The following is a 23,671-nucleotide window of genomic DNA, read 5'->3' as shown; positions in this document are numbered from 1 at the left end:
CCAGCTCTCTCCCACAGGGAGAGGTAGAAATGCACGTCAACCCACAACGCCCCAGACAAGGTTGCCCTTATGGAACGTCGCGGTGCGCGGAGAAATGCGCGCCACGGCCTCGGCGGAACAGGAGGCGTCCACCAGCACAAAGCTGGCGTCGTCCTGCGCTTTCGGCCATACGCGCTCGCCTTTATCGTTCAGCGGCAGGACGTCGCCGGTGGCGATACCGAGCGCGCGGGAAAGCGTCTGCTCGTTCGGGCGAACGTAGAGCTGGGCGTACAGATTGGCTTTCTCCAGCATGTCCCCCAGGCCGTACGGCGACCAGTGGTCAATCACGCTGTCGGTGCCGGTCATGACAAACACGCCCTTATCGCGCAGCTGCTTCAGCGGCATGTGCAGGGTGCCAATCGGCACGGTGGAGGCGATAGTCACCTGCTGCGCCGCCATGCGGGTGGCGATCTCGTCCACCTGCTGCTCGTTGAGCGTCGCCAGCGCGAAGGCGTGGCTGATGGTCAGCTTGCCCTTCAGTTCCGGCGTTTTCTCCACGGTTTCCACCATGTAATTTACCGCCGCCACGCCCGCCGGGCTGGTTTCGTGCAGGTGAATATCCACCCCTTTGTCGTAGTCCAGCGCAATCTGGAACATCAGGTCGAGGGATTTCTCCATCGCGCCGTCGACGTTCGTCGGATCGAGCCCGCCCACGTAGTGCGCTCCGGCCTGCATCGCGTCGCGCATCAGCTTTTCAGAGTTTGACAGCAGCAGGCCGTGCTGCGGAAACGCCACGATCTCGCAGTCAAACCCGGGCCTGCGGCGCGCCAGCACCGCCTGCAAATTTTCCAGGTTCTTCAGGCCGGAAACCGGCTCAATATTGCAGTGGCTGCGGGCGAGGGTGGAGCCTTTCGACTGGATCAGATCGATCAGCTTTTCGGCGCGCTCCTGGGTATAAGGCTTGAGTTCGGGGAGCAGCTTCTGCTCAAGGCGGATCATATCCTGAATGGTTGTGCCCGCCGGGCGGTTGAGCGAACGCCACGGGCCGCCGTAGAAGGTTTTATCCAGGTGAATGTGCATATCGCGCATCGCCGGGAGCATCAGCTTGCCGCCCGCGTCATAGTGCGGCAGGGTGGCGTCCGCGTGACTTTTGTTATCCCGCAGGGCGACAATTTTCCCGTCTTTGATCTCCAGCGTTTTCAGCTCGGTGCGGGTGCTCGTCGCCACGCCGCCGTCGACGTTAAATCCGGCCTCCAGCAGCACGTTGTCCAGGTAGTAGTGTTTAGCGGTGATGTTCATCGGTTTGCCCGTCTCGCAGGTTGGTTTTGCGGAATCGGCAGCATACGCGACGGAACCGGTCGCGCCAAACAGCGCACAGGCGGTGACCATTTTGCCGCTCTGGCTGATAAACTCGCGGCGGCTTTTATTTTCACTCATCTTATCTTCCTTCATTAACAATATGGGTACCGGTTTCCCCGCGCAGCGCGGCGGGCAGGCAGTCTGGCGAGGTGATGATCACGCGCTTGCCGCCATGGCGTAAAAATTCCAGCGAGGCGACGATTTTGGGCAGCATGCTGCCCGCCGGGAAATGGCCCTCGTCTTTGTAACGCGTCATCTGCGCCACGCTCACCGTGTCCAGCGCCTGCTGATTCGGCTTGCCAAAGTGGATGCACACTTTTTCGACCCCGGTGGTGATCACCAGTACGTCGGCGCGGATCTCGCGCGCCAGCAGCGCGGTGGAGAGATCTTTATCAATTACCGCGTCAACGCTCTGGTAATCGCCCTGCTCAGTGCGCACCACCGGAATACCGCCGCCGCCCGCACCAATTACCACAAAGCCTTTTTGCGTCAGGGTCTTGATGGCATCGGCTTCAACAATGCGTAACGGCTGCGGCGACGCCACCACGCGACGATAGCCCCGGCCAGAATCCTCAACAAAGTGCCAGTCCGGATGCGCCTGCTGCAGTTCATCGCGCTGCGCTTCGCTGAAGAACGCGCCGATGGGCTTGGTCGGGTGGCTAAAGCCCGGATCGTTTTTATCCACCTCCACCTGAGTGACAACGGTGACCGCTTTTTGCTCACCGCGCGCAGACAGGCGGTTGTTAAGCGCCTGCTGGATCAGGTAGCCGATACCGCCCTGCGTATCCGCCACGCAGTTGGCCAGCGGCGTGAGCGGCAGTCCCTCCCGCTCGTGGGCAATTTCAGCGCGGCGGAGATCCAGCCCCACCTGGGGGCCGTTGCCGTGGGTAAGCACGATGTCATAGTCCGAGGCCAGCATCTCCAGCACCGACTCTGCCACCGCCTTTACCGCCTGCGCCTGATGTTCAACCGACTGGCTGGCGTTATCTTTGATAATGCTGTTGCCGCCGATGGCGACGACCATAAGCTCTTTCATTTTGTTTCCTTTAGAAGGTGCGTTCTGGTGCCCTCAGCCCGGCCCTCTCCCACAGGGAGAGGGGGATTAACAGAGATATCCAGCACATGCTTCACCACAAACATGCCGCCCATCATCAGATACGCCGTCACAAACATCAGCGAACTGCCTTCGGCAAAGCCCACCACCGGGGCGTGGATCACGCCAAACAGCGCCAGCAGCGCGCCACCGGCAGCGGCAACGGCCCCGCGCAGCGGTTTGTTGATAATGGCGAAGATGGCGATGCAGCCCCACAGCATGCTGGCGAGCGGTGCGCCGCTGCCCAGATGCACCAGCCCCTCGTAGTAGATCCCTTTACTGTGCAGCACGTCGGTGCCGATTTTCGCCGCGCTGGTGCCCGCCGCGCCCATCACGCTGTTCATCATGGTCAACGCCCAGTTGGCGATCCACGGGAACAGGCAGATGAAGATGACCGGAACCTCCACTTTGGGCGTTTCCCGCACCACCTGGTTGGCGGTGACGACGCCGATAAACACCAGAATCGGCACGATGGCGGTCATCGGGATGATGGCGAGCATAAACGCCCCCAGCCCGAACAGCGGCACGATGAACATGGTCACGCCGGAGGCCAGCGTGTAGCCGATGCTGGCCCCCATCGCTTTCCAGCCGGGATGACCCACATAGACCGTGACCGGGAACGGGTTGCCCATCAGGCAGCCGAGCATGGAAGCCAGGCCGTTTGCCAGCATCACCTTGCGGGTCGGGTACTCATCTCCCGCCGCGTGGGCGCTTTCAATGTTTTCCAGGTCAAAGATATAGTTCGCCAGCCCCAGCGGTACGGCGGACGCCAGGTACGGCAGCGCGTGCGGCAGGCCCTGCATAAAGCTGTCCACGTGGACTTCCGGCGGGTTAAAGCCGAAGGATGACATGGACGCTTTAATGGCATCCGGGCTTTGCAGGCCGGAGATCCACGCTAATGCCGTACCGGCAATCAGCAGCAGCAGGCCGGTCGGGATGCGGGCAAAGATTGGCTTTTTACCGAACCAGTTAATGAAGATCAGCAGCAGCACGATGAACGATACGGTTGGCGCCTCGAACGCCTGGAGCATCGGGTTCATCGCCAGCAGCAGCAGGCCAAGCCCGGACAGGCACGACAGCAGCACCGTGCGCGGGATCATCCTGCGGATGGTTTCCCCCAGGAACGAACCGCCCGCGAGGATCATCGCCTCCACGAAGCACCACACCAGTCCAATCTGAATCGCGAAATCCGCATCGCCGGTTTGCTGGTAGACGGGCATCAGAACCAGAAAGGTCACGGTAAAAATCGAGGGTGCGCTCGGGCCGGACGGCAGCGCGGTGACGTCCGTTCGTCCGGTGGCGCGCGCCATCTGCAGGCCAAACCACGCGTAGCACACGCTCGCCACCAGCACCGCCAGCCCGAAGGCCGGCGCGATGCGTCCATAAACAATCTCCTTCGGGATGCCGACGACAAAAATGAGCAACCCCATCATGGTCAGCAAATTGGTCAGGTTGTTGGTCATCAACCCGAAATATGCCGCCCAGTCACCTCTTTTCCACTCCAGCTTCATGTTTTTCATGGATGCATGCCTTATAAAAAGTAGCGATCGCGGAAGGTCAACAGCGCCTTTTCAAAACAGCTAAACGGCGGATGCACAATGCCCGCCCCAATCATGCCGATACCGGCGTCCTTGTGGGCAATGGCGGTGTTGATGACCGGCAGAATGCCGCTCCCCGCCACTCTGGTGATGTCGATGGCGGTCGGAATGCCCATAAACGACAGCAGCGGAATAGTGACGTTCGGGTTTTCACCGAGGGTGATTTCGCGCATCTGGCGGGAGAAGTCGATGGCTTCCTCCACCGTTCCGCCCACCAGCGCAACGATCGCCGGCGCCGTCGCCATCGCGAAGCCGCCGATGCCGTAGGTTTCGGTGATGGCGCTGTCGCCGATGTCCAGACCGGAGTCTTCCGGCCTGTAGCCTGCGAACATGGGCCCAATCACCTGCTGCGCCGGGCCGGTGAACCACTGTCCCGGCAGGCCGGAAACGCGCAGGCCGAACTCGTAGCCGTTGCGCGCCATGGTGGTGACGACGGTGCTGTACTCGATGCCGTGGGCGGCATCCAGCGCGGCCTTACACATCGCCATCCACGTCGGGCCGGAGAAGTAGTCGCTGCTGGCGACAAACTCAAACACCTCGCGCTGCTGCGCCACCGGATAGCCCGCCTGGATCAGCCCCGGCGTCAGCGCCTGGATCAGCAGCGTGGTGCCCGCGTTGTTGCGGTTGTGGCATTCGTCACCCATGTGCAGCGCCTGGGCCAGCATCAGGCGCAGGTCGATTTCGCCGATAATCTTCATCGCGTCGCGCAGCATCGGGCCGAGCACGTCGCGCATCCAGTTCAGACGGTCGATAACGCTCTGGTCGTTGGCGCCCATGCGCAGGATCTTCGCCATCTGCTCGCTGAGGTTGGTGAACGCCCGGTTGCCGTAGGTTTTGTTCTCAACGATGTGCATAAACATCGACGCGGAGGTGACGCCCGCCATGGAGCCCACGCAGTCGTGCTCGTGGCACGGCGAGAAGGTGATGTCGCCTGAAGCCGCCAGCCTTGCGGCGTCCTCCAGATCCGTCGCCAGCCCTTCGAACACCAGCGCGCCGGTAACCGCGCCCTTCATTGCGCCGCACATGTTTTCCCAGGCGACGGGCGGACCGGCGTGCAGGATGGTGGTGCGGGTCATCCCAGGCACAACGTTAATCGCCTGGTCGAAGCCCACCAGCACCGGATGAGACTGGATGATGCGCTCAAGCGCGCCCCTGTTAGCGGCGGCAATTTTTTCCGCCAGCGGTTTCTCTGCCAGCTGGTCGAGCGCCCCGACGACCTGCATGTTGCCCTGCCCCGGCGGCGTCCAGTCGAGCTGCGTGACGGGGACGTGCTGCTTTTTGAGATCGTCGCTGAACATTGCAATACCCACGTTAATCACGTTCAGCGGCTGGTTAAATAAGGTCGTCATTATGCTTTCTCCCCTTTGCAGACAAATTCACGAGCCAGTAATCCGGTATTGGTGCTGCTGCTGGCCCAGATCACGCCGGCGTCGGTCAGCATCTGGCACTGCTGCGCCAGAGACTGGGGATCCTGGTCGGTCCCCAGGACGTAGCCGAGGATCGCCAGCGGACGGTTATCGGCCTGTGCGATCGCCTGCGCCTCTTTGATGGCGTCGAGCATTACCCCCACCGGATCCTCATGTGCGCCAAAGCCGAGCACGAAGTCCATCACGATGACGCCCACCTGCGGGTCGCGCGCCTCCTGCAGCAGCCGGCTGATGCGGTTGGTCGGGTCGATCATCGGGTGCGGTTTGCCGTTGGTGAAGTCGTCGTCACCAAAGTCGAGGAAGGTGTGGGCCTGGCTGACGCTGATGTCCTTCAGGCGCCTGGCAGGATCGGGCTGGATGTTGCTCCAGACGTCGTCGAATTTCGCAAGCGCCGCGAACATCGCTTCGTCGCACAGGGTGCCGCCGCAGAACAGGCCGCGAATGTACTTCTGCTGCGGCGTCAGGCGGGCGCGCACCTCTTCAACCAGCGGCCAGTTGAGCGGATGCAGGTCAAGGGACTCTTTTTTGATGCCGGTGAGCAGCACGGCCTTCAGGGCCGCCTCTTTGGTGCCGCGCGCAAACTGCAGGCCGTCTTCGTCGGCGGGCGGTTCGCTGCGCCCAAGGAAGCACACAACCACAGGCTTGCGGCAGGCGCGCGCGCGGGCCAGCACTTTTTCGGCCACGGCAGGCGCTGGCGGCTTGGAGATCAGGGCAATCACTCGCGTGCCCTCGTCCGCCTCCAGCATATCGATGGCGTCGAGCATCATCAGGCCGCCGATCTTCTCGCTGAGGTCGCGCCCGCCGGTGCCGATCAGCTGCGATACGCCGCCGCCGAACTCGTGAATGCGCACGCTCAGCTCCTGGCTGCCGGTGCCCGAGGCGCCGACAATCCCAATCGGCCCGCGGCGCACCGCGTTGGCGAAGCACAGCCCCGCCCCGTTGATAATGGCGGTGCCGCAGTCCGGCCCCATCATCAGCAGCCCCTTCTCATGCGCCAGCTGCTTCAGCGCCAGCTCGTCGTCGAGCGAGACGTTATCGGAAAACAGCATCACGTTAAGATCGTTGTCCAGCGCCTGGCGCGCCTCGCGGGCGGCGAAGGTGCCGTTCACTGAAATGACCGCGAGGTTTGCGTCAGGACGGTGGGTTTTGGCGCTGGCCACCGTGGCGTAGCGTGCCTCATGCGAGCCGCCGGACGCTTTGCGAGTAAACAGGGCTTCTATTTCAGCCAGCGTTTCGTCATTCGCCGCCTCACCCTTAATGACGATCATCAGGTCGCCGTTTTTCGCGTCCGCTAATTCCGGCGTTAACAGCCCGAGATTTTTTAATACGCCTTTGTTCATTTCCGTCGCCATGGCCACAAATGCCTGCTCGACGCCCGGCAATTTATTGGCTTTGGTGGAAACCGACATTAAGGAAACCGAATCGAAATACGTATTCTTTTTTATAACGATTTTGGTTGGCATTGTTTTCACCTGTTTGAGGATAAAAGGGGGCCGCCGTCGCGCAAAATGCACGTCGGTTAAAATGCGTTTGTGATGAATGGCCAGCCGGAAGGGCTGGCCGAATGCGTTATGCGCCCGCCGCCAGCAGCAGTTCGGCTATCGCATCGAAGCCTTTTTCCCGCGCCAGTTCGAGCGGGGTTTTTCCGTATTTATCGGTCATGTGCGGGTTCGCGCCGTGATCCAGCAGCAGCTTCACAATCTCCTGCTGCTTCGCGCCGCCGTCGTTTAGCACAATGGCCTCCAGCAGCGGCGTCCAGCCCACAAAATTGGTGTGGTTGACGTTGATGTCGGTTTTTTCCAACAGCTCACGCACGATTTCAACATGCCCTTTTTCACTGGCAGGCGTAATGCCCACGCCGCCGAAGCGCGTCAGGCGGTCAAGATCCGGATTCGCCGGAAGGACAATGCGCAGCAGGGTTAAATCATTGGTCAGGCAGCTAATCAGGAAGGGGTTAAAACAGGTCTGGTCCTGTTTATCAATATCCGCGCCGGCGGCAATTAAAAACTCCACACAGGCGTAATGCTTTTTAAGGCTGGCAATAATAATGGCGGTTCTTTTCTGGCGGCTGGTGGCGTTAATATCCACGCCATTATCCAGGCAGGCTTTTAGCGCGTCGATATTGCCCTCTTCTGCCGCCAGCAGAAATTCCGTCACCAGTGCGTTTGCAGACATATTCTGACTCCCAATGTTAACCTCTGATGACCTGAGAATAGCAACAGCCTGTTCATAAAAGAATCCGCTTAAAAATGATTCATCGACACGCAATTCATTGTTGAGGTAGATTCAACAGTCCGGCCAAAACGTGCGTCTGTGCAACCTTTTTCTTATGGTTTGCCGCTTTTTAGCGCCGCAGGCTGCAATATCCTTATGGCTAAAAAAGCCTTACATAGCGCGGCCCTGCGCAAAAAGTCAGAACTGTGACCGGCATCAAATGTGATGTAACGGCGTTGTTAAAATATGTTCAAAACTGATGGTAACCGGGAGCCATAATATGAATTCCATCTTTACCGAAGAGAATCTGCTGGCCTTCACCACCGCGGCTCGTTTTGGCAGCTTTAGCAAAGCCGCCGCCGAGCTTGGCGTGACGACGTCCGCCATCAGTTACACCATTAAACGCATGGAGACCGGGCTGGACGTGGTGCTATTTGTACGCAACACGCGCAGCATTGAGCTGACAGAATCCGGCTTTTACTTTTACCGTAAGGCCACCGACCTGCTGAATGACTTCCACGCCATCAAGCGCGGGATTGATACCATTTCACAGGGCATTGAGGCGAGAGTGCGCATCTGCATTAATCAGCTTTTGTATACGCCGCGCCATACCGCGAGGCTGCTTCAGGTGCTGAAAAAACAGTTCCCCACCTGCCAGATCACGGTGACGACCGAGGTGTATAACGGCGTCTGGGATTCGATCATTAATAATCAGGCCAATATCGCCATTGGCGCGCCGGATACGCTGCTTGACGGCGGCGGCATCGATTACACCGAGATTGGGGCGATCCGCTGGGTATTTGCCATCGCCCCGACGCATCCGCTGGCCTTCGCCCCGGAGCCGATTTCCGAAAGCCAGCTGCGCCTGTATCCCAACATCATGGTTGAGGATACCGCGCATACCATCAACAAGAAGGTCGGCTGGCTGCTTCACGGGCAGGAGGCAATTCTCGTGCCGGACTTCAACACCAAATGCCAGTGTCAGATCCTGGGGGAAGGGATTGGATTTTTACCGGAGTATATGACGCGTGAGGCGGTGGAAGACGGCCTGCTGGTAACGCGGCGGATTAATAACCCGCGGCAGGATTCCCGCATGCTGCTCGCCACACAGCATGCGGCGACCGGGCAGGTCACGCGCTGGATCAAACAGCAGTTTGGCCCGGAGGGCGTGCTGACCCGGATCTACGGTGATCTACTCTGGCGTACTTAGCTTTTGGTCTGAACCCAGAACGCGTGGATAAGACCCGGGAAGTAACCCAGAATGGTCAGAAGGATGTTCAGGATAAACGCCCAGCCCAGTCCCTTGCCAAGCAGAACGCCCAGCGGCGGGAGAATAATCGTAAAAACAACACGCCAAAAACCCATAAAGACTCCGTGCAAGCTAACCAATTGAAAATTATAAAAGACACTTCTCTAAGCGTAGCCAGTTTACCCGTCATCGCCATCTCTTTATTACCCTTTTACCCTCTTTTACGCTTTTGACACTGGCTTAACGGACGCCATTAGTTTAGCATTTACTTAATTAAGCAAATACTAAACAACCATGACTGAACTCGAACAACTTCAGGCCAGCGCCGGACAGGCCGCCACGCTACTGAAAGCCATGAGCAACCCGCGCAGGCTGCTGATCCTGTGCACGCTCTGCGGCGCGCCCGGAACCAGCGCGGGCGATCTGGCTCGCGCAACGGGGCTAAGCCCCTCCGCCACCTCTCAGCATCTGGCGCGCATGCGTGAAGAGGGGCTTATCGACAGCACCCGTGAAGCCCAGCGCATCCTGTATTCCATCAAAAACGATGCGGTGCACCAGCTGATAAGCACCCTGAAATCCCTTTATTGTCCGTAAGGAGCTGATATGTCTCTTCCTCTTATTTCGCCGCAGCAGGCAAACGCGCTTATCGCTGAGGGCGCAAGGCTGATCGATATTCGCGACGCCGACGAATATGCCCGCGAGCATATTCCGGCTGCGCGCTCTTTACCGCTGGACTCCCTGTCCGGCAGGCTAAACGCCGCGCCTGGTGAAACGGTAATCTTCCACTGTCAGTCCGGAGCCCGAACGGCTAACCATGCCGCACGGCTTGCGCAGGCGGCGTCGCCCGCTCAGGCCTTCGTGGTTGAGGGGGGCATTCAGGGCTGGAAACAGGCCGGTCTGCTGACCGTTGAAGACAAAACCCAGCCGCTGCCGCTGATGCGTCAGGTGCAGATCGCCGCCGGGCTGCTGATCCTCTGCGGCGTGGTGCTGGGATATGGCGTCTCCAGCCTCTTCTTCCTGCTGAGCGGTTTCGTGGGTGCCGGGCTGCTGTTCGCCGGCGTAACGGGTTTTTGCGGCATGGCGCGGCTGCTGAAGGTGATGCCGTGGAACCGTGGAACCTCGTAAGCAGTACCCGACAGATTAGACTGTACCCCGCTTCGGACGTGGGCTATGGTGAAGATCGTTATAACAATGAGGAGGTGCTATGTTTTCTGTCGGCGATTATGTCCAACCGCGTCAGGGTGGTCCGAAACTGAAGGTGCTCGAGGTAAATGGCGAAAGCATTGTGGCCGTGCAGGCCAGCAACGAACAGGGCGAGAAATATAACCTGAAAGCGGCAGACGTAGTTCTGTACACCGAAGAGGGTGACTTTGGCGTCTGCTAGGTCGATAGCCGGGCGGAATATACCGCCCGGATGATACTCAGATCAGGAAATCGTCCAGCGTTTTTCCGTTTGCCAGCGCGTTTGCAATTGGCTTCGGCGTACGCCCCCTGACCGGTCCACGTTTTCTCTTCACCGTTAGCGTCAATAAAACGATATTTCGCCGCACGCGCTTTACGTTTTTTAGCCGGTTGACCCGCATGAGCCAGCTCACCGCCCAGCAGATCGCTCGGAGAAATACCGTCAGCTTTCATCAGTTCCAGCAGAGCATTAATTTTATCCTGCTGTTCAGCGCGTTGACGCTCTAATTCAGCCTGCTCGCTGCGTTTTTCTTCAGTGACAATCCGGAATTTTTCCAGCACTTCTTCCAGAACATCCAGGGATAATTCACGCGCCAGCGCCCGGAGGGTGCGGATATTATTAAGATTCTGTAACGTTAAAGCCATAATAATGAGAAACCTTTCTTCGTGTGTATAACATAAATCAGGCAACAGAATAATTGATTTTTGCGCTGATATCTACCCACCCGCGCGTTTTGACATTATTGTAAATGGATTTAAATATCCGGTTAATATAATCCCGAAATATCTGCCGTTTTATTGCGGAATATACCGTTCTCCCTCTGACCGACGGGCCCTGTTTAAACCCGCCTGCAAATTAGCCTGTTCGCCATCGTGGCATAGGGGTTTTTACGCTGCCTTAACCAACGTAAACATCTGTTTTATAAACACAAACAAGCACAAGGGAAAGAAAATAACGAAGCGCGCAAAAAACAGGCACCCTTAGAGAATTTTGTGGACAAAGCGCCACGAAATAAAGATAAATCACTACTTGTTAGTTAAAAGCCAGAGAGATACGCTATACACTCAAAACAAACCAACCTAAAGCACTAAGCGCCGCGGGTAAAATGCCACTTTTTTGTTCTGTTCGAGGAGTTCAGACATGTTCTCACCGCAGTCTCGCCTGCGCCATGCGGTAGCGGATACTTTCGCGATGGTAGTCTACTGTTCCGTCGTGAACATGCTGATTGAAATTTTCCTGTCGGGAATGTCCTTTGAGCAGTCTCTCTCGTCGCGCCTGGTCGCCATCCCGGTAAATATCATGATTGCCTGGCCGTACGGTTTATATCGCGACGCGGTTATGCGTTTCGCCCGGCGTATTAGCCCGGCTGGCTGGATAAAAAACCTGGCCGACGTGCTGGCTTACGTAACGTTCCAGTCCCCGGTGTACGTGGTTATTTTGCTGACGGTAGGCGCAGACTGGCATCAAATCGCCGCCGCGGTGAGTTCAAATATCGTGGTTTCAATGCTGATGGGTGCGGTGTACGGCTACTTTCTTGACTACTGCCGCCGCCTGTTTAAGGTCAGCCCCTACAGCCAGGCGAAAGCGTAAGGTGAGGCGACTGGCTCATGCCAGTCGCAAAATTACTGTACGTCGCCAAACAGTCCTTTCAGGAACCGCTCCAGCGCCATACGCGAGCTGAAACCGTGCGGAATACCATAATGCTCATGCGTCTCGCCGCCTAAATAGAGCGGAAATTGCTGATAATGATCGCAGGTTTTAATATCCGAGGCAGGCTCAGCAAATGACAGGCTTCTGTCTTTCAGTGTCGGGTGAATAATGAGAGCGGTACGCCCCATTCGTGCTTCACGGTTAACGTAAACATAATTCTCGCCACGGCGATATCCGTACGCTTTTGATGTTACCTCATCCATGGTGAAACCTTCTTTTTCAAGAACGCGCGCCACTTCATCGGGTCGTAAATACATATCTCTTCCTCGTTATCATTCCTGCCCGGCAACCTTACAGTATTCAGCATTAGCAGGGCTTTCAGAATATTCCATAAACTGCCCGATAAGCCGTGACTCGCTTCAGATATTACATTTCTGAACTAAACTAAACGGGAACGCAAAATTATGGAGGATCGTATGTTTAACAGACCGAACCGAAACGATATTAACGACGACACTCAGGATATTCGTAACGATGTCAGCCAATTAGCGGACACGCTGGAAGCGGTGCTCAAATCCTGGGGTTCTGATGCGAAGGATGAAGCAGATGCCGCGAAACGTAAGGCTCAGTCTCTGCTGCGTGAAACGCGGGCACGGATGAACGGCCGTTCACGCACCACGCAGGCCGCCTGCGACATGGCCAGCTGCGCCACGACCTTTGTGCGTGAGAAACCGCTCTGTACGCTGGGCACGGTCGCGGCGGTGGGTATTTTTGTCGGCGCCCTGCTCAGCCTGCGTAAGTAAGCGTGAGCTTTCGGCCCCGGTCGCCCCAGGCGCCGGGGCTTTTCTTTGCCTGAAAGCCTGAAAAACCCGCGCAGCACGCCCTTCCCCGCTGTGCTCATCATTGGGGCTACATCAATCTGATTTTCCCATATCTTGTATGGTTGAATCTTATCTCAACTACATCTAGTATTTCCTTAAGCAAGACACACACGACATGACGCGTTTACTCGCGCCGATTTCTCATTCTAAATGGAAATACGAATCATGAGCATTATTATTTACACTCGTAACGATTGTGTTCAGTGCCACGCCACGAAGCGTGCAATGGAGAGCCGCGGCGTAGCCTTTGAGATGGTCAATCTCGATCAGGTGCCCGATGCGGCCGACATCCTGCGGGCGCAGGGCTTCCGTCAGCTTCCGGTCGTGGTTGCCGGTGACACCAGCTGGTCCGGCTTTCGCCCGGACATGATCAATCGCCTGAGCGCTCAGGCCACGCGTGCATGAGCGGGCTGGTCTACTTTTCCAGCAGCTCGGAAAACACGCTTCGGTTTATGGAGCGCCTCGGGCTGCCTGCGGTGCGCATTCCGCTGAACGAGCGGGAGCGTATTCGGGTAGACGAACCTTACATCCTGGTGGTGCCCAGCTACGGCGGCGGCGGCACGGCGGGAGCCGTTCCCCGTCAGGTGATCCGCTTTCTGAACGATCCCCATAACCGACGGCTGATTCGCGGCGTGATCGCGGCGGGCAATCGCAACTTCGGCGAGGCCTTTGCCCGCGCCGGGGATGTCATCTCTCAAAAATGCGGCGTGCCGTATCTCTATCGTTTTGAACTGATGGGGACACAGCAGGACGTAGAGAACGTGCGTAAAGGAGTAAACGAATTTTGGCAACGACAACCGCAGAACGCGTGATTCAGGCGACACCGGATTACCACGCGCTGAACGCGATGCTCAACCTCTATGACCGTGAGGGACGCATACAGTTTGGTAAAGATCGTGAGGCGGTAGACGCCTTTATCGCCGCCCACGTCCGCCCGAACAGCGTGACCTTCGGCAGCCAGCAGGAGCGTCTCGACTATCTGGTTAAAGAGGGTTATTACGAAGAGCGGACGTTAACCCGCTACGACCGCCCCTTCGTGGTGGCGCTGTTTGAGCGCGCTCACGCCAGCGGCTTTCGCTTCCAGACGTTTCTCGGCGCGTGGAAGTATTACACCAGCTACACCCTGAAAACCTTCGACGGCAAGCGCTATCTGGAAAGCTTTGAAGATCGCGTGGTTATGGTGGCGCTGACGCTGGCGCAGGGCGATGAAGCGCTGGCCGAAAGGCTGACGGAAGAGATGCTCTCCGGCCGCTTCCAGCCCGCCACGCCCACCTTCCTCAACGGCGGTAAAGCCCAGCGCGGTGAGCTGGTCTCCTGCTTCCTGCTGCGTATTGAAGACAATATGGAGTCGATTGGCCGCGCGGTGAACTCGGCGCTGCAGCTTTCCAAGCGCGGCGGCGGCGTGGCGTTTTTGCTTTCGAACCTGCGTGAAGCGGGCGCGCCGATCAAGCGCATCGAAAACCAGTCTTCGGGCGTGATCCCGGTGATGAAGATGCTGGAAGACGCCTTCTCCTATGCCAACCAGCTTGGCGCGCGGCAGGGCGCTGGCGCCGTTTATCTTCACGCCCACCACCCGGACATCCTGCGGTTTCTGGATACCAAACGCGAAAACGCCGACGAAAAAATCCGCATCAAAACCCTGTCGCTTGGCGTAGTAATCCCGGATATCACCTTTACGCTCGCCAAAGAGAATGCCGACATGGCGCTATTCTCGCCGTATGACGTTGAGCGAATTTACGGCAAAGCGTTTGGCGACGTGGCGATAAGCGAGCTGTACGACGAGCTGGTCGCCGACGATCGCATTCGCAAAAAATACATCAACGCCCGGGATTTCTTCCAGACGCTGGCTGAAATTCAGTTTGAATCCGGCTATCCGTACATCATGTACGAGGACACGGTGAATCGCGCGAATCCGGTTGCCGGGCGCATCAACATGAGCAACCTGTGTTCGGAGATTTTGCAGGTCAACAGCGCCTCCACCTATGACGAGAATCTGGACTACGCCGACATCGGCAAAGATATCTCCTGTAACCTCGGGTCGCTGAATATTGCCCACACCATGGATTCTCCCGATTTTGGCCGCACGGTGGAGACCGCCGTTCGCGGGCTGACGGCGGTCTCGGACATGAGCCACATCCGCAGCGTGCCGTCCATTGAGGCAGGCAACGCCGCGTCGCACGCCATCGGCCTCGGGCAGATGAACCTGCACGGCTATCTGGCGCGGGAGGGCATCGCCTACGGCAGCCCGGAAGGGCTCGATTTCACCAACTTCTATTTCTACACCGTCACCTGGCACGCGCTGCACACGTCCATGATGCTGGCGCGCGAGCGCAACCAGCGTTTCGCCGGCTTTGAGCGGTCGCGCTACGCCAGCGGGGAGTATTTCAGCCAGTATCTGGAAGGCGACTGGCAGCCGAAAACCGAAAAGGTGCGCGAGCTGTTCGCGCGTGCGGGGATCGTTCTGCCGACGCGCGACATGTGGCTGCAGCTGCGTGACGACGTGATGCGCTACGGCATCTACAACCAGAACCTGCAGGCGGTGCCGCCCACCGGCTCAATCTCTTACATCAACCACGCCACGTCGAGCATTCATCCGATCGTGTCGAAAATTGAAATCCGTAAGGAAGGCAAAACCGGGCGCGTCTACTACCCTGCCCCGTTTATGAACAACGAGAATCTGGCGCTCTATCAGGACGCGTATGAGATCGGCCCGGAAAAAATCATTGATACCTACGCCGAGGCGACGAAGCACGTGGATCAGGGGCTGTCGCTGACGCTGTTCTTCCCGGATACCGCCACCACGCGGGATATCAACAGGGCGCAGATTTACGCCTGGAAGAAAGGCATCAAAACGCTGTACTACATTCGCCTGCGCCAGCTTGCGCTGGAAGGCACCGAAATTGAAGGCTGCGTGTCCTGCGCGCTGTAAGGAGAAAGGATGAAACTGTCACGCGTGAGCGCCGTTAACTGGAACAAGATTCAGGACGACAAAGATCTGGAGGTGTGGAACCGCCTCACCAGCAACTTCTGGCTGCCGGAAAAGGTGCCGCTCTCCAACGATATTCCGGCGTGGCAGACCCTCAGCCACGCCGAGCAGCAGCTGACGATCCGCGTCTTTACCGGCCTGACCCTGCTGGACACCATTCAGAACACCGTGGGCGCGCCCGCGCTGATGAGCGATGCGCTGACGCCGCACGAAGAGGCGGTGATGTCGAATATCAGCTTCATGGAGGCAGTGCACGCCCGATCCTACAGCTCGATTTTCTCGACGCTGTGCCAGACCAGAGATGTTGATGCAGCCTACGCCTGGAGCGAGGAGAGCGCGTCGTTGCAGCGCAAGGCGGAGCTGGTGCTGGAATATTATCGGGCCGACGAGCCGCTGAAGAAGAAGATCGCCAGCGTGTTCCTGGAATCGTTTCTTTTCTATTCTGGCTTCTGGCTGCCAATGTACTGGTCGAGCCGGGGCAAGCTCACCAACACCGCCGATTTGATTCGCCTCATCATTCGGGATGAAGCGGTGCACGGATACTATATCGGCTATAAGTACCAGAAAGGGCTGGAGAAAGTCAGCCCGGAAAAACGCGAGGAACTCAAAGGCTTTGCCCTTGATTTGCTGATGGATCTGTACGATAACGAGCTGCGCTATACCGACGAACTCTACGCCGGAACCGGCTGGGAAGAGGACGTAAAGGCGTTCCTCTGTTACAACGCCAATAAAGCGCTGATGAACCTCGGCTACGAGGCGCTGTTCCCGCCGGAAATGGCGGAGGTGAACCCGGCGATCCTGGCGGCGCTGTCGCCGAACGCCGATGAAAACCATGACTTCTTCTCCGGGTCCGGGTCGTCGTACGTGATGGGCAAAGCGGTGGAGACGGAAGACGAGGACTGGGATTTTTAATGAATGCATTAACGTTCATTAATTAAATATAAATCCCCTTATTTCCACACCATTATTTCACCAGGTACTACACTGTAATTTACCCGTCATATTCGCCTGAATCACACCGATTCAGGCGAAATTTCCCGATGCAGCAGCAAAAAAATCAGAAAAATTCAAACCTCCCTCAGCCCTTTATTCATGGGAAATTCAGCCGTTTCGCTTGTGGCAAAATTCCGGCCTCAGGCCGGTGCAGGGTTGTCTCAGATTCTGAGTATGTTAGGGTAATGCCAGTTAACTATTTACCATGGTAATCATATCGACATAAACAAATAACAGGACACTCTCTATTGCATGGCAATTAAATTAGAAGTGAAAAATCTTTATAAAATATTTGGCGAGCATCCGCAGCGCGCATTCAAATATATTGAGAAGGGCCTTTCGAAAGAGCAAATTCTGGAAAAAACCGGGCTATCGCTTGGCGTTAAAGACGCCAGTCTGGCCATTGAAGAAGGCGAGATATTTGTCATCATGGGATTATCCGGTTCGGGTAAATCCACTATGGTTCGCCTTCTCAATCGCCTGATTGAACCCACCCGCGGACAGGTGCTGATTGACGGCGTGGATATCGCCAGAATATCAGACGCCGAGCTTCGCGAGGTGCGCAGAAAGAAGATTGCAATGGTGTTTCAGTCATTCGCCCTAATGCCGCATATGACGGTGCTGGATAATACCGCCTTTGGCATGGAATTAGCCGGCACGCCCGCTCAGGAACGTCAGGAAAAAGCCCTTGATGCGCTGCGTCAGGTGGGGCTGGAGAATTATGCGCACGCGTATCCGGATGAACTTTCCGGCGGTATGCGTCAGCGCGTAGGATTAGCCCGCGCATTAGCCATTAATCCGGATATATTATTAATGGATGAAGCCTTCTCGGCACTCGATCCGTTAATTCGTACCGAGATGCAGGATGAGCTGGTAAAATTACAGGCCAAACATCAGCGCACGATTGTTTTTATTTCTCACGATCTGGATGAAGCCATGCGTATTGGCGACCGTATCGCCATTATGCAAAATGGTGAAGTGGTGCAGGTCGGCACGCCGGATGAAATTCTCAATAACCCGGCAAATGATTATGTGCGTACCTTCTTCCGCGGCGTGGATATTAGCCAGGTATTCAGCGCCAAAGATATTGCCCGCCGAACCCCGAACGGCATTATCCGTAAAACGCCGGGTTTTGGCCCGCGCTCCGCGCTTAAGCTGCTGCAGGACGAAGACCGTGAATACGGCTATCTGGTTGAACGCGGCAATAAATTTGTCGGCGTTGTTTCCATCGACTCTCTGAAAACCGCACTCGGCGAAAACCAGGGAATCGATGCGGCGTTAATTGACGCTCCGCTTGCCGTGGATGCCGAAACGCCGCTCAGCGAGCTGCTCTCTCACGTCGGCCAGGCGCCGTGCGCCGTACCGGTCGTGGGTGAGGAACAACAGTACGTCGGCATCATCTCAAAACGCATGTTGCTGCAGGCTTTAGATCGCGAGGGGGCAAACAATGACCGATCAATCTAACCCGTGGGGCACCACTGAAGCGGCGGACAGCGCTGCGCAATCCGCCGATGCGTGGGGCTCCACGCCAGCGCCGGCCGATGGCGGCGGCGCGGCAGACTGGCTGAACAGCGCACCCGCGCCTGCGCCAGAACACTTCAACATTATGGATCCGTTCCACAAAACGCTGATCCCGCTGGACAGCTGGGTCACGCAGGGGATCGACTGGGTGGTAACCCACTTCCGCCCGGTATTCCAGGGGATCCGCATCCCGGTGGATTACATCCTGAACGGCTTCCAGCAGCTGATGCTGGGCATGCCTGCACCGGTGGCCATTATCCTGTTCTCGCTTATCGCGTGGCAGTTTGGCAGCGCGGGGATGGGGGTCGCCACGCTGATTTCCCTGATCGCTATCGGCGCGATTGGCGCGTGGTCGCAGGCGATGATCACCCTCGCGCTGGTGCTGACCGCCCTGCTGTTCTGCATCGTCATCGGGCTACCGATGGGGATCTGGCTGGCGCGTAGCCCGCGGGCCGCGAAAATTATCCGTCCGCTGCTGGATGCGATGCAGACCACCCCGGCGTTCGTTTATCTGGTGCCTATCGTGATGCTCTTCGGCATCGGTAACGTGCCGGGCGTGGTGGTGACCATTATCTTCGCCCTGCCGCCGATTATTCGCCTGACCATTCTGGGCATTAACCAGGTGCCGGCAGATCTGATTGAGGCATCGCGCTCGTTCGGCGCCAGCCCGCGCCAGATGCTGTTTAAGGTTCAGCTTCCGCTGGCGATGCCGACCATTATGGCAGGCGTTAACCAGACGCTGATGCTGGCGCTGTCGATGGTGGTTATCGCCTCGATGATTGCCGTAGGCGGACTGGGCCAGATGGTGCTGCGCGGCATTGGCCGCCTCGACATGGGGCTGGCAACCGTCGGCGGCGTAGGGATTGTGATCCTCGCCATTATTCTTGACCGCCTGACCCAGGCCGTCGGTCGTGATTCACGCAGTCGCGGCAACCGTCACTGGTATACCACCGGCCCTGTCGGGTTACTCACCCGTCCATTTACAAAATAAGGAACAACGATGCGACAGAGCGTACTTTTTGCTACAGCGATTGCCACCCTTGTCTCCACCAGCACGTTTGCGGCTGAGCTGCCGGGTAAAGGCATTACCGTACAGCCGGTGCAGAGCACCATTTCGGAAGAGAGCTTCCAGACGCAGATCGTCAGCCGCGCGCTGGAGAAGCTGGGCTATACGGTAAATACCGCCAGCGAAGTGGATTATAACGTAGGCTATACCTCGATTGCCTCCGGTGACGCCACCTTTACCGCCGTGAACTGGCAGCCGCTGCACGACGACATGTATGCCGCCGCGGGCGGCGACAAGAAGTTCTATCGGGAAGGCACCTTCGTGACCGGCGCAGCGCAGGGCTATCTGATCGACAAAAAAACCGCCGATAAGTACCACATCACCAACATTGAGCAGCTGAAGGATCCGAAGATCGCCAGACTGTTCGATACCAACGGTGACGGCAAGGCCGACATGATGGGCTGTTCACCGGGCTGGGGCTGTGAAGCGGTGATCAACCACCAGAACAAGGCCTTTGACCTGGCGAAGACCGTCGACGTGAGCCACGGTAACTACTCCGCGATGATGGCCGATACCATTGCTCGTTTTAAAGAGGGCAAACCGGTTATCTATTATACCTGGACCCCGTACTGGGTGAGCGACGTGCTGAAGCCGGGCAAAGACGTGGTGTGGCTGCAGGTACCGTTCTCCTCCCTGCCGGGCGAACAGAAAGATATCGACACCAAACTGCCGAACGGCATGAACTATGGCTTCCCGGTGAACACCATGCATATTGTGGCTAACAAAGCCTGGGCCGAGAAAAACCCGGCGGCGGCGAAGCTGTTCTCCGTGATGAAGCTGCCGCTGGCGGACATCAACGCTCAGAACGCCATGATGCACGCGGGTAAATCCTCCGAAGCGGATATTAAAAACCACGTGGATGGCTGGATCAAAGCCCACCAGCAGCAATTTGACGGTTGGGTGAAGGAGGCGCTTGAGGCGCAGAAGTAAGTTTTTCCCCTCACCCCGGCTCTCTCCCAAGGAAGAGGGTGTTAGCGTTCCCTCTCCCTGTGGGAGAGGGTTAGGGTGAGGGCACCAGACCGCACCATCCCCTAAACCGCACAATCCATCACGTAACAATCCCCCAACATTCACAATCATTAGTTATTATGTTTCCGGAAAAATAATCACCTAACTAACGATTCCTGAAACTAATGACAAAAACAACTCAGGGGCTTAGCCCCGCGCTTATCCTTTTAATGTCCGTGGCAACGGGTCTGGCTGTCGCCAGCAACTATTACGCGCAGCCTCTGCTTGATACCATCGCGCGCGCCTTCGATCTTTCTGCCAGCTCCGCCGGCTTTATCGTCACCGCCGCGCAGCTCGGCTATGCGGCAGGGCTGCTGTTCCTGGTGCCGCTTGGCGATATGTTTGAGCGCCGGATGCTTATTGTCTCCATGACGCTTCTGGCGGCAGGCGGCATGCTGATCACCGCCAGCAGCCAGTCGTTAACGATGATGATTATCGGCACCGCGCTGACGGGGCTGTTCTCCGTGGTGGCGCAAATTCTGGTTCCCCTCGCCGCAACGCTGGCCTCGCCGGAAAAACGCGGCAAAGTGGTCGGCACCATCATGAGCGGCCTGCTGCTGGGCATCCTGCTGGCGCGAACCGTTGCGGGTCTGCTGGCGAGCCTCGGCGGCTGGCGCACCGTTTACTGGGTGGCGAGCGTGCTGATGGTTGTCATGGCGCTGGCGCTGTGGCGCGGCCTGCCGAAAGTGAAGCAGGAGAATCACCTGAACTATGCGCAGCTCCTCGCTTCCGTTTTCAGCCTCTTCACCAGAGATAAGCTCCTGCGCACGCGCGCTATTCTGGGGTGCCTGACCTTCGCCAACTTCAGCATTTTGTGGACGTCGATGGCGTTTCTGCTCGCGGCCCCGCCGTTTAACTATTCGGAAGGGGTCATTGGCCTGTTCGGGCTGGCGGGCGCGGCGGGCGCACTGGGCGCGCGTCCGGCCGGAGGACTGGCCGACAAGGGCAAATCTCACATGACCACCTCCGCAGGGCTGGTGCTGCTCCTGCTCTCATGGGCTGCGATCTGGTACGGGCATACCTCGGTGCTGGCGCTGATTGTCGGTATTCTGGTCCTCGACCTCACCGTGCAGGGCGTGCATATCACCAATCAGACCGTGATTTATCGCGTGAAGCCGGACGCACGTAACCGCCTCACCGCCGGGTACATGACCAGCTACTTTATCGGCGGCGCGGCGGGCTCGCTGATTTCAGCCTCCGCGTGGCAGCATGCGGGCTGGACGGGCGTATGCGCTATCGGCGCTATCGTGGCGGCAGTGAACCTGCTGGTATGGTGGCGCGGGTATCACCGTCAGGACGCAATTCACTAAGATTTACATTGCTTTGGGCCTCCTGGGGTGTAAAGGGGGCCTGCATCTGTTAATGTAACGGTAATCATTTATCCCAGAAATTTTACTGTGGGTGACATATTTACTACCGGCATGAATAGCTCAGACCCCTGTCCTCACGTCCTCTCTTTCGCGGGTACCCACCCCACCCTTTCTGTGCTCACCGGGTCACGGATTTACCCGGCGCTTTCTGACGGTGACATACTTTTGGCGGATATAACCGCACAAATAATTCATTTACATTATTTGTCACCGTCGTTACTATATCGGCTGTAATTAATGAGGTTATGCCCAAAATGGATAGTTCGTTTACGCCCATTGAACAAATGCTTAAGTTCCGCGCGAGTCGTCATGAGGACTTCCCGTATCAGGAAATCCTGCTGACGCGCCTGTGCATGCACATGCAGGGTAAGCTGCTGGAAAACCGTAATAAAATGCTGAAAGCTCAAGGGATTAACGAGACGTTGTTTATGGCGTTGATTACGCTGGAGTCTCAGGAAAATCATAGCATTCAGCCGTCGGAACTGAGCTGCGCGCTGGGTTCATCCCGTACTAATGCAACCCGTATTGCTGACGAGCTGGAAAAGCGCGGCTGGATCGAACGCCGTGAAAGCGATAACGATCGCCGCTGCCTGCATCTGCAGCTGACCGAAAAAGGTCACGAATTCCTGCGCGAAGTGCTGCCGCCGCAGCACAACTGCCTGCACCAGCTCTGGTCTGCCCTCAGCACCGCCGAGCGCGACCAGCTTGAGCACATTACTCGCAAGCTGCTCACCCGTCTGGACCAGATGGATGAAGATGGCACCATTCTCGAGGCGCTGCGCTAACGCGACAATCCGCTCAACATTCCAGATTTCGAAAAGAAAAACTGACAGGCCAGCACGTCAAACTGCTGGCCTTTCTGACAACAGGTCGGCTCAGCCGATGTGAAAATAAAAAGATCGTGGAGAACAACAATGAGCGCAAATGCGGAGAACACTCCCCCGCAGCAACCGGTCAACAAGAAGGGCAAACGTAAGAGCGCCCTTCTTCTGCTGACCTTGCTCTTTATTATTATTGCCGTGGCATATGGGATCTATTGGTTTTTAGTATTGCGTCATGTTGAAGAGACAGACGATGCATACGTGGCAGGGAACCAGGTTCAAATCATGGCGCAGGTGTCGGGCAGCGTGACGAAAGTCTGGGCCGACAATACCGACTTTGTGAAAAAAGGCGATGTGCTGGTCACGCTCGATCCGACCGACGCCCAGCAGGCGTTTGAAAAAGCACAGACGCAGCTGGCCTCCAGCGTTCGTCAGACCCGCCAGCTGATGATCAACAGCAAGCAGCTTCAGGCCAACATCGACGTGCAGAAAACCGCACTGGCGCAGGCGCAGAGCGACCTTAAGCGTCGCGTTCCTCTCGGCACCGCCAACCTGATTGGCCGCGAAGAGCTGCAGCACGCCCGCGATGCGGTTGCCAGCGCTCAGGCGCAGCTGGACGTGGCGATTCAGCAGTACAACGCCAACCAGGCGATGGTGCTGGGCACCTCTCTGGAAAACCAGCCAGCGGTGCAACAGGCAGCGACCGAGGTGCGCAACGCATGGCTTGCCCTGCAGCGTACGAAAATCGTCAGCCCGATGACCGGCTACGTCTCTCGCCGCTCGGTGCAGCCTGGCGCGCAGATTGGCACCACCACCCCGCTGATGGCCGTCGTTCCGGCGAACAATCTGTGGGTGGACGCGAACTTCAAAGAGACCCAGCTTGCGCATATGCGTATCGGCCAGACCGCGACCGTGGTCAGCGACATCTACGGTGATGACGTGAAGTACACCGGGAAAGTGGTCGGTCTGGACATGGGCACCGGCAGCGCGTTCAGCCTGCTGCCCGCGCAGAACGCCACCGGGAACTGGATCAAAGTGGTACAGCGCTTGCCGGTGCGTATCGAGCTGGATCCTAAACAGCTGGCAGACCATCCGCTGCGAATTGGCCTTTCCACGCTGGTGACGGTGGATACCGCCAACCGCGACGGCCAGATCCTCGCAAGCCAGGTGCGCAGCACGCCGGCTTATGAAAGTAACGCCCGTGAAATTAGCCTCGATCCGGTCAATAAGCTGATCGATGACATCGTGAAGGCAAACGCCGGTTAATCCGAAG

General features: G+C 57.5%; 24 protein-coding genes and 1 pseudogene. 16 read left to right on the top strand and 9 right to left on the bottom strand.

Annotation, left to right across the window (positions count from 1 at the left end; all coding sequences use genetic code 11):
• Window positions 1-36 precede the first annotated feature (36 nt).
• The 6 genes from HWQ14_RS10355 to HWQ14_RS10330 all read right to left on the bottom strand — a co-directional run bounded on the left by HWQ14_RS10355 (window position 37) and on the right by HWQ14_RS10330 (window position 7,631).
• Window positions 37-1,416 (bottom strand): amidohydrolase family protein, encoded by a 1,380-nt coding sequence (locus tag HWQ14_RS10355; protein WP_176609663.1) that lies wholly within the window; start codon window positions 1,414-1,416, stop codon window positions 37-39.
• Between the two features lies 1 nt (window position 1,417).
• A complete protein-coding gene (locus HWQ14_RS10350; RefSeq protein WP_013098404.1) occupies window positions 1,418-2,374 on the bottom strand; it encodes a carbamate kinase family protein in 957 nt (318 codons plus the stop codon).
• Complete coding sequence (locus tag HWQ14_RS10345) at window positions 2,371-3,951, bottom strand: xanthine permease (RefSeq protein WP_176609662.1); 1,581 nt, start codon at window positions 3,949-3,951, stop codon at window positions 2,371-2,373. Before HWQ14_RS10345 ends, HWQ14_RS10350 begins: the two co-directional genes overlap by 4 nt.
• Before the next feature lie 11 nt (window positions 3,952-3,962).
• Window positions 3,963-5,378 carry a DUF1116 domain-containing protein gene (locus HWQ14_RS10340; RefSeq protein WP_176609661.1) on the bottom strand — a complete coding sequence of 472 codons (1,416 nt, stop codon included), beginning with the start codon at window positions 5,376-5,378 and terminating at the stop codon, window positions 3,963-3,965.
• Entirely contained in the window at window positions 5,378-6,919 is a 1,542-nt protein-coding gene (gene fdrA, locus HWQ14_RS10335; protein WP_176609660.1) for an acyl-CoA synthetase FdrA, read from the bottom strand. The genes HWQ14_RS10340 and fdrA overlap by 1 nt, the downstream gene beginning before the upstream one ends.
• A gap of 106 nt (window positions 6,920-7,025) precedes the next feature.
• Complete coding sequence (locus HWQ14_RS10330) at window positions 7,026-7,631, bottom strand: ankyrin repeat domain-containing protein (protein ID WP_176609659.1); 606 nt, start codon at window positions 7,629-7,631, stop codon at window positions 7,026-7,028.
• Between the two features lie 319 nt (window positions 7,632-7,950).
• Between HWQ14_RS10330 and HWQ14_RS10325 the strand changes: the two genes are divergently transcribed.
• A complete protein-coding gene (locus tag HWQ14_RS10325; protein ID WP_176609658.1) occupies window positions 7,951-8,880 on the top strand; it encodes a LysR substrate-binding domain-containing protein in 930 nt (309 codons plus the stop codon).
• On the opposite strand, the gene HWQ14_RS10320 is transcribed toward HWQ14_RS10325, so the two are convergent.
• Complete coding sequence (locus HWQ14_RS10320) at window positions 8,877-9,035, bottom strand: YqaE/Pmp3 family membrane protein (protein ID WP_003862203.1); 159 nt, start codon at window positions 9,033-9,035, stop codon at window positions 8,877-8,879. The genes HWQ14_RS10325 and HWQ14_RS10320 overlap by 4 nt on opposite strands.
• Before the next feature lie 178 nt (window positions 9,036-9,213).
• Here HWQ14_RS10320 and HWQ14_RS10315 point away from each other — a divergent pair, with 178 nt between their 5' ends.
• The 3 genes from HWQ14_RS10315 to HWQ14_RS10305 all read left to right on the top strand — a co-directional run bounded on the left by HWQ14_RS10315 (window position 9,214) and on the right by HWQ14_RS10305 (window position 10,303).
• The gene (locus tag HWQ14_RS10315; RefSeq protein ID WP_148421387.1) at window positions 9,214-9,513 is read left to right on the top strand and encodes an ArsR/SmtB family transcription factor; all 300 of its coding nucleotides are present in this window, start codon (window positions 9,214-9,216) and stop codon (window positions 9,511-9,513) included.
• 9 nt (window positions 9,514-9,522) lie between these two features.
• On the top strand, window positions 9,523-10,044 hold the full coding sequence (locus tag HWQ14_RS10310; protein WP_176609657.1) for a rhodanese family protein: 522 nt from the start codon (window positions 9,523-9,525) through the stop codon (window positions 10,042-10,044).
• Between the two features lie 79 nt (window positions 10,045-10,123).
• Window positions 10,124-10,303: a hypothetical protein gene (locus HWQ14_RS10305; protein ID WP_148421383.1), complete on the top strand. Its 180-nt coding sequence runs from the start codon at window positions 10,124-10,126 to the stop codon at window positions 10,301-10,303.
• A 37-nt stretch (window positions 10,304-10,340) separates the two neighbouring features.
• Here HWQ14_RS10305 and stpA read toward each other — a convergent pair.
• Window positions 10,341-10,746, bottom strand: a pseudogene (stpA, locus tag HWQ14_RS10300) (DNA-binding protein StpA).
• A gap of 496 nt (window positions 10,747-11,242) precedes the next feature.
• Between stpA and alaE the strand changes: the two are divergent.
• Window positions 11,243-11,692 carry an L-alanine exporter AlaE gene (alaE, locus tag HWQ14_RS10295; RefSeq protein WP_148421379.1) on the top strand — a complete coding sequence of 150 codons (450 nt, stop codon included), beginning with the start codon at window positions 11,243-11,245 and terminating at the stop codon, window positions 11,690-11,692.
• A 32-nt stretch (window positions 11,693-11,724) separates the two neighbouring features.
• On the opposite strand, the gene HWQ14_RS10290 is transcribed toward alaE, so the two are convergent.
• Complete coding sequence (locus HWQ14_RS10290; RefSeq protein WP_006811693.1) at window positions 11,725-12,069, bottom strand: DUF2002 family protein; 345 nt, start codon at window positions 12,067-12,069, stop codon at window positions 11,725-11,727.
• Between the two features lie 159 nt (window positions 12,070-12,228).
• On the opposite strand from HWQ14_RS10290, the gene HWQ14_RS10285 reads away from it, so the two are divergent.
• The 11 genes from HWQ14_RS10285 (at window position 12,229) to emrA (ending at window position 23,664) form a co-directional block, all read left to right on the top strand.
• Window positions 12,229-12,555: a DUF883 domain-containing protein gene (locus HWQ14_RS10285; RefSeq protein WP_017382769.1), complete on the top strand. Its 327-nt coding sequence runs from the start codon at window positions 12,229-12,231 to the stop codon at window positions 12,553-12,555.
• Between the two features lie 243 nt (window positions 12,556-12,798).
• On the top strand, window positions 12,799-13,038 hold the full coding sequence (gene nrdH / locus HWQ14_RS10280; protein ID WP_227009797.1) for a glutaredoxin-like protein NrdH: 240 nt from the start codon (window positions 12,799-12,801) through the stop codon (window positions 13,036-13,038).
• Complete coding sequence (nrdI, locus tag HWQ14_RS10275) at window positions 13,035-13,445, top strand: class Ib ribonucleoside-diphosphate reductase assembly flavoprotein NrdI (protein WP_148421376.1); 411 nt, start codon at window positions 13,035-13,037, stop codon at window positions 13,443-13,445. Before nrdH ends, nrdI begins: the two co-directional genes overlap by 4 nt.
• Window positions 13,418-15,562 carry a class 1b ribonucleoside-diphosphate reductase subunit alpha gene (gene nrdE / locus HWQ14_RS10270; protein WP_176609655.1) on the top strand — a complete coding sequence of 715 codons (2,145 nt, stop codon included), beginning with the start codon at window positions 13,418-13,420 and terminating at the stop codon, window positions 15,560-15,562. Before nrdI ends, nrdE begins: the two co-directional genes overlap by 28 nt.
• Window positions 15,563-15,571: 9 nt before the next feature.
• Window positions 15,572-16,531: a class 1b ribonucleoside-diphosphate reductase subunit beta gene (gene nrdF, locus HWQ14_RS10265; RefSeq protein WP_176609654.1), complete on the top strand. Its 960-nt coding sequence runs from the start codon at window positions 15,572-15,574 to the stop codon at window positions 16,529-16,531.
• A gap of 333 nt (window positions 16,532-16,864) precedes the next feature.
• On the top strand, window positions 16,865-18,076 hold the full coding sequence (gene proV, locus HWQ14_RS10260; protein WP_148421369.1) for a glycine betaine/L-proline ABC transporter ATP-binding protein ProV: 1,212 nt from the start codon (window positions 16,865-16,867) through the stop codon (window positions 18,074-18,076).
• Window positions 18,060-19,124, top strand: coding sequence for a glycine betaine/L-proline ABC transporter permease ProW (gene proW, locus HWQ14_RS10255; RefSeq protein ID WP_176609653.1), 1,065 nt, complete (start codon window positions 18,060-18,062; stop codon window positions 19,122-19,124). The genes proV and proW overlap by 17 nt, the downstream gene beginning before the upstream one ends.
• A 9-nt stretch (window positions 19,125-19,133) precedes the next feature.
• Entirely contained in the window at window positions 19,134-20,129 is a 996-nt protein-coding gene (proX, locus tag HWQ14_RS10250; protein WP_148421365.1) for a glycine betaine/L-proline ABC transporter substrate-binding protein ProX, read from the top strand.
• Between the two features lie 203 nt (window positions 20,130-20,332).
• Entirely contained in the window at window positions 20,333-21,517 is a 1,185-nt protein-coding gene (locus HWQ14_RS10245) for an MFS transporter (RefSeq protein WP_176609652.1), read from the top strand.
• 314 nt (window positions 21,518-21,831) lie between these two features.
• Window positions 21,832-22,362, top strand: coding sequence for a multidrug efflux transporter EmrAB transcriptional repressor EmrR (gene emrR / locus HWQ14_RS10240; protein ID WP_176609651.1), 531 nt, complete (start codon window positions 21,832-21,834; stop codon window positions 22,360-22,362).
• A gap of 129 nt (window positions 22,363-22,491) precedes the next feature.
• The gene (gene emrA / locus HWQ14_RS10235) at window positions 22,492-23,664 is read left to right on the top strand and encodes a multidrug efflux MFS transporter periplasmic adaptor subunit EmrA (RefSeq protein WP_176609650.1); all 1,173 of its coding nucleotides are present in this window, start codon (window positions 22,492-22,494) and stop codon (window positions 23,662-23,664) included.
• The last annotated feature ends 7 nt before the right edge of the window (window positions 23,665-23,671 follow it).

Origin of the sequence: Enterobacter cloacae (assembly GCF_013375935.1) — a bacterium.
GTDB lineage: Bacteria > Pseudomonadota > Gammaproteobacteria > Enterobacterales > Enterobacteriaceae > Enterobacter > Enterobacter pasteurii.
This window is presented reverse-complemented; position numbering and strand designations above follow the sequence as displayed.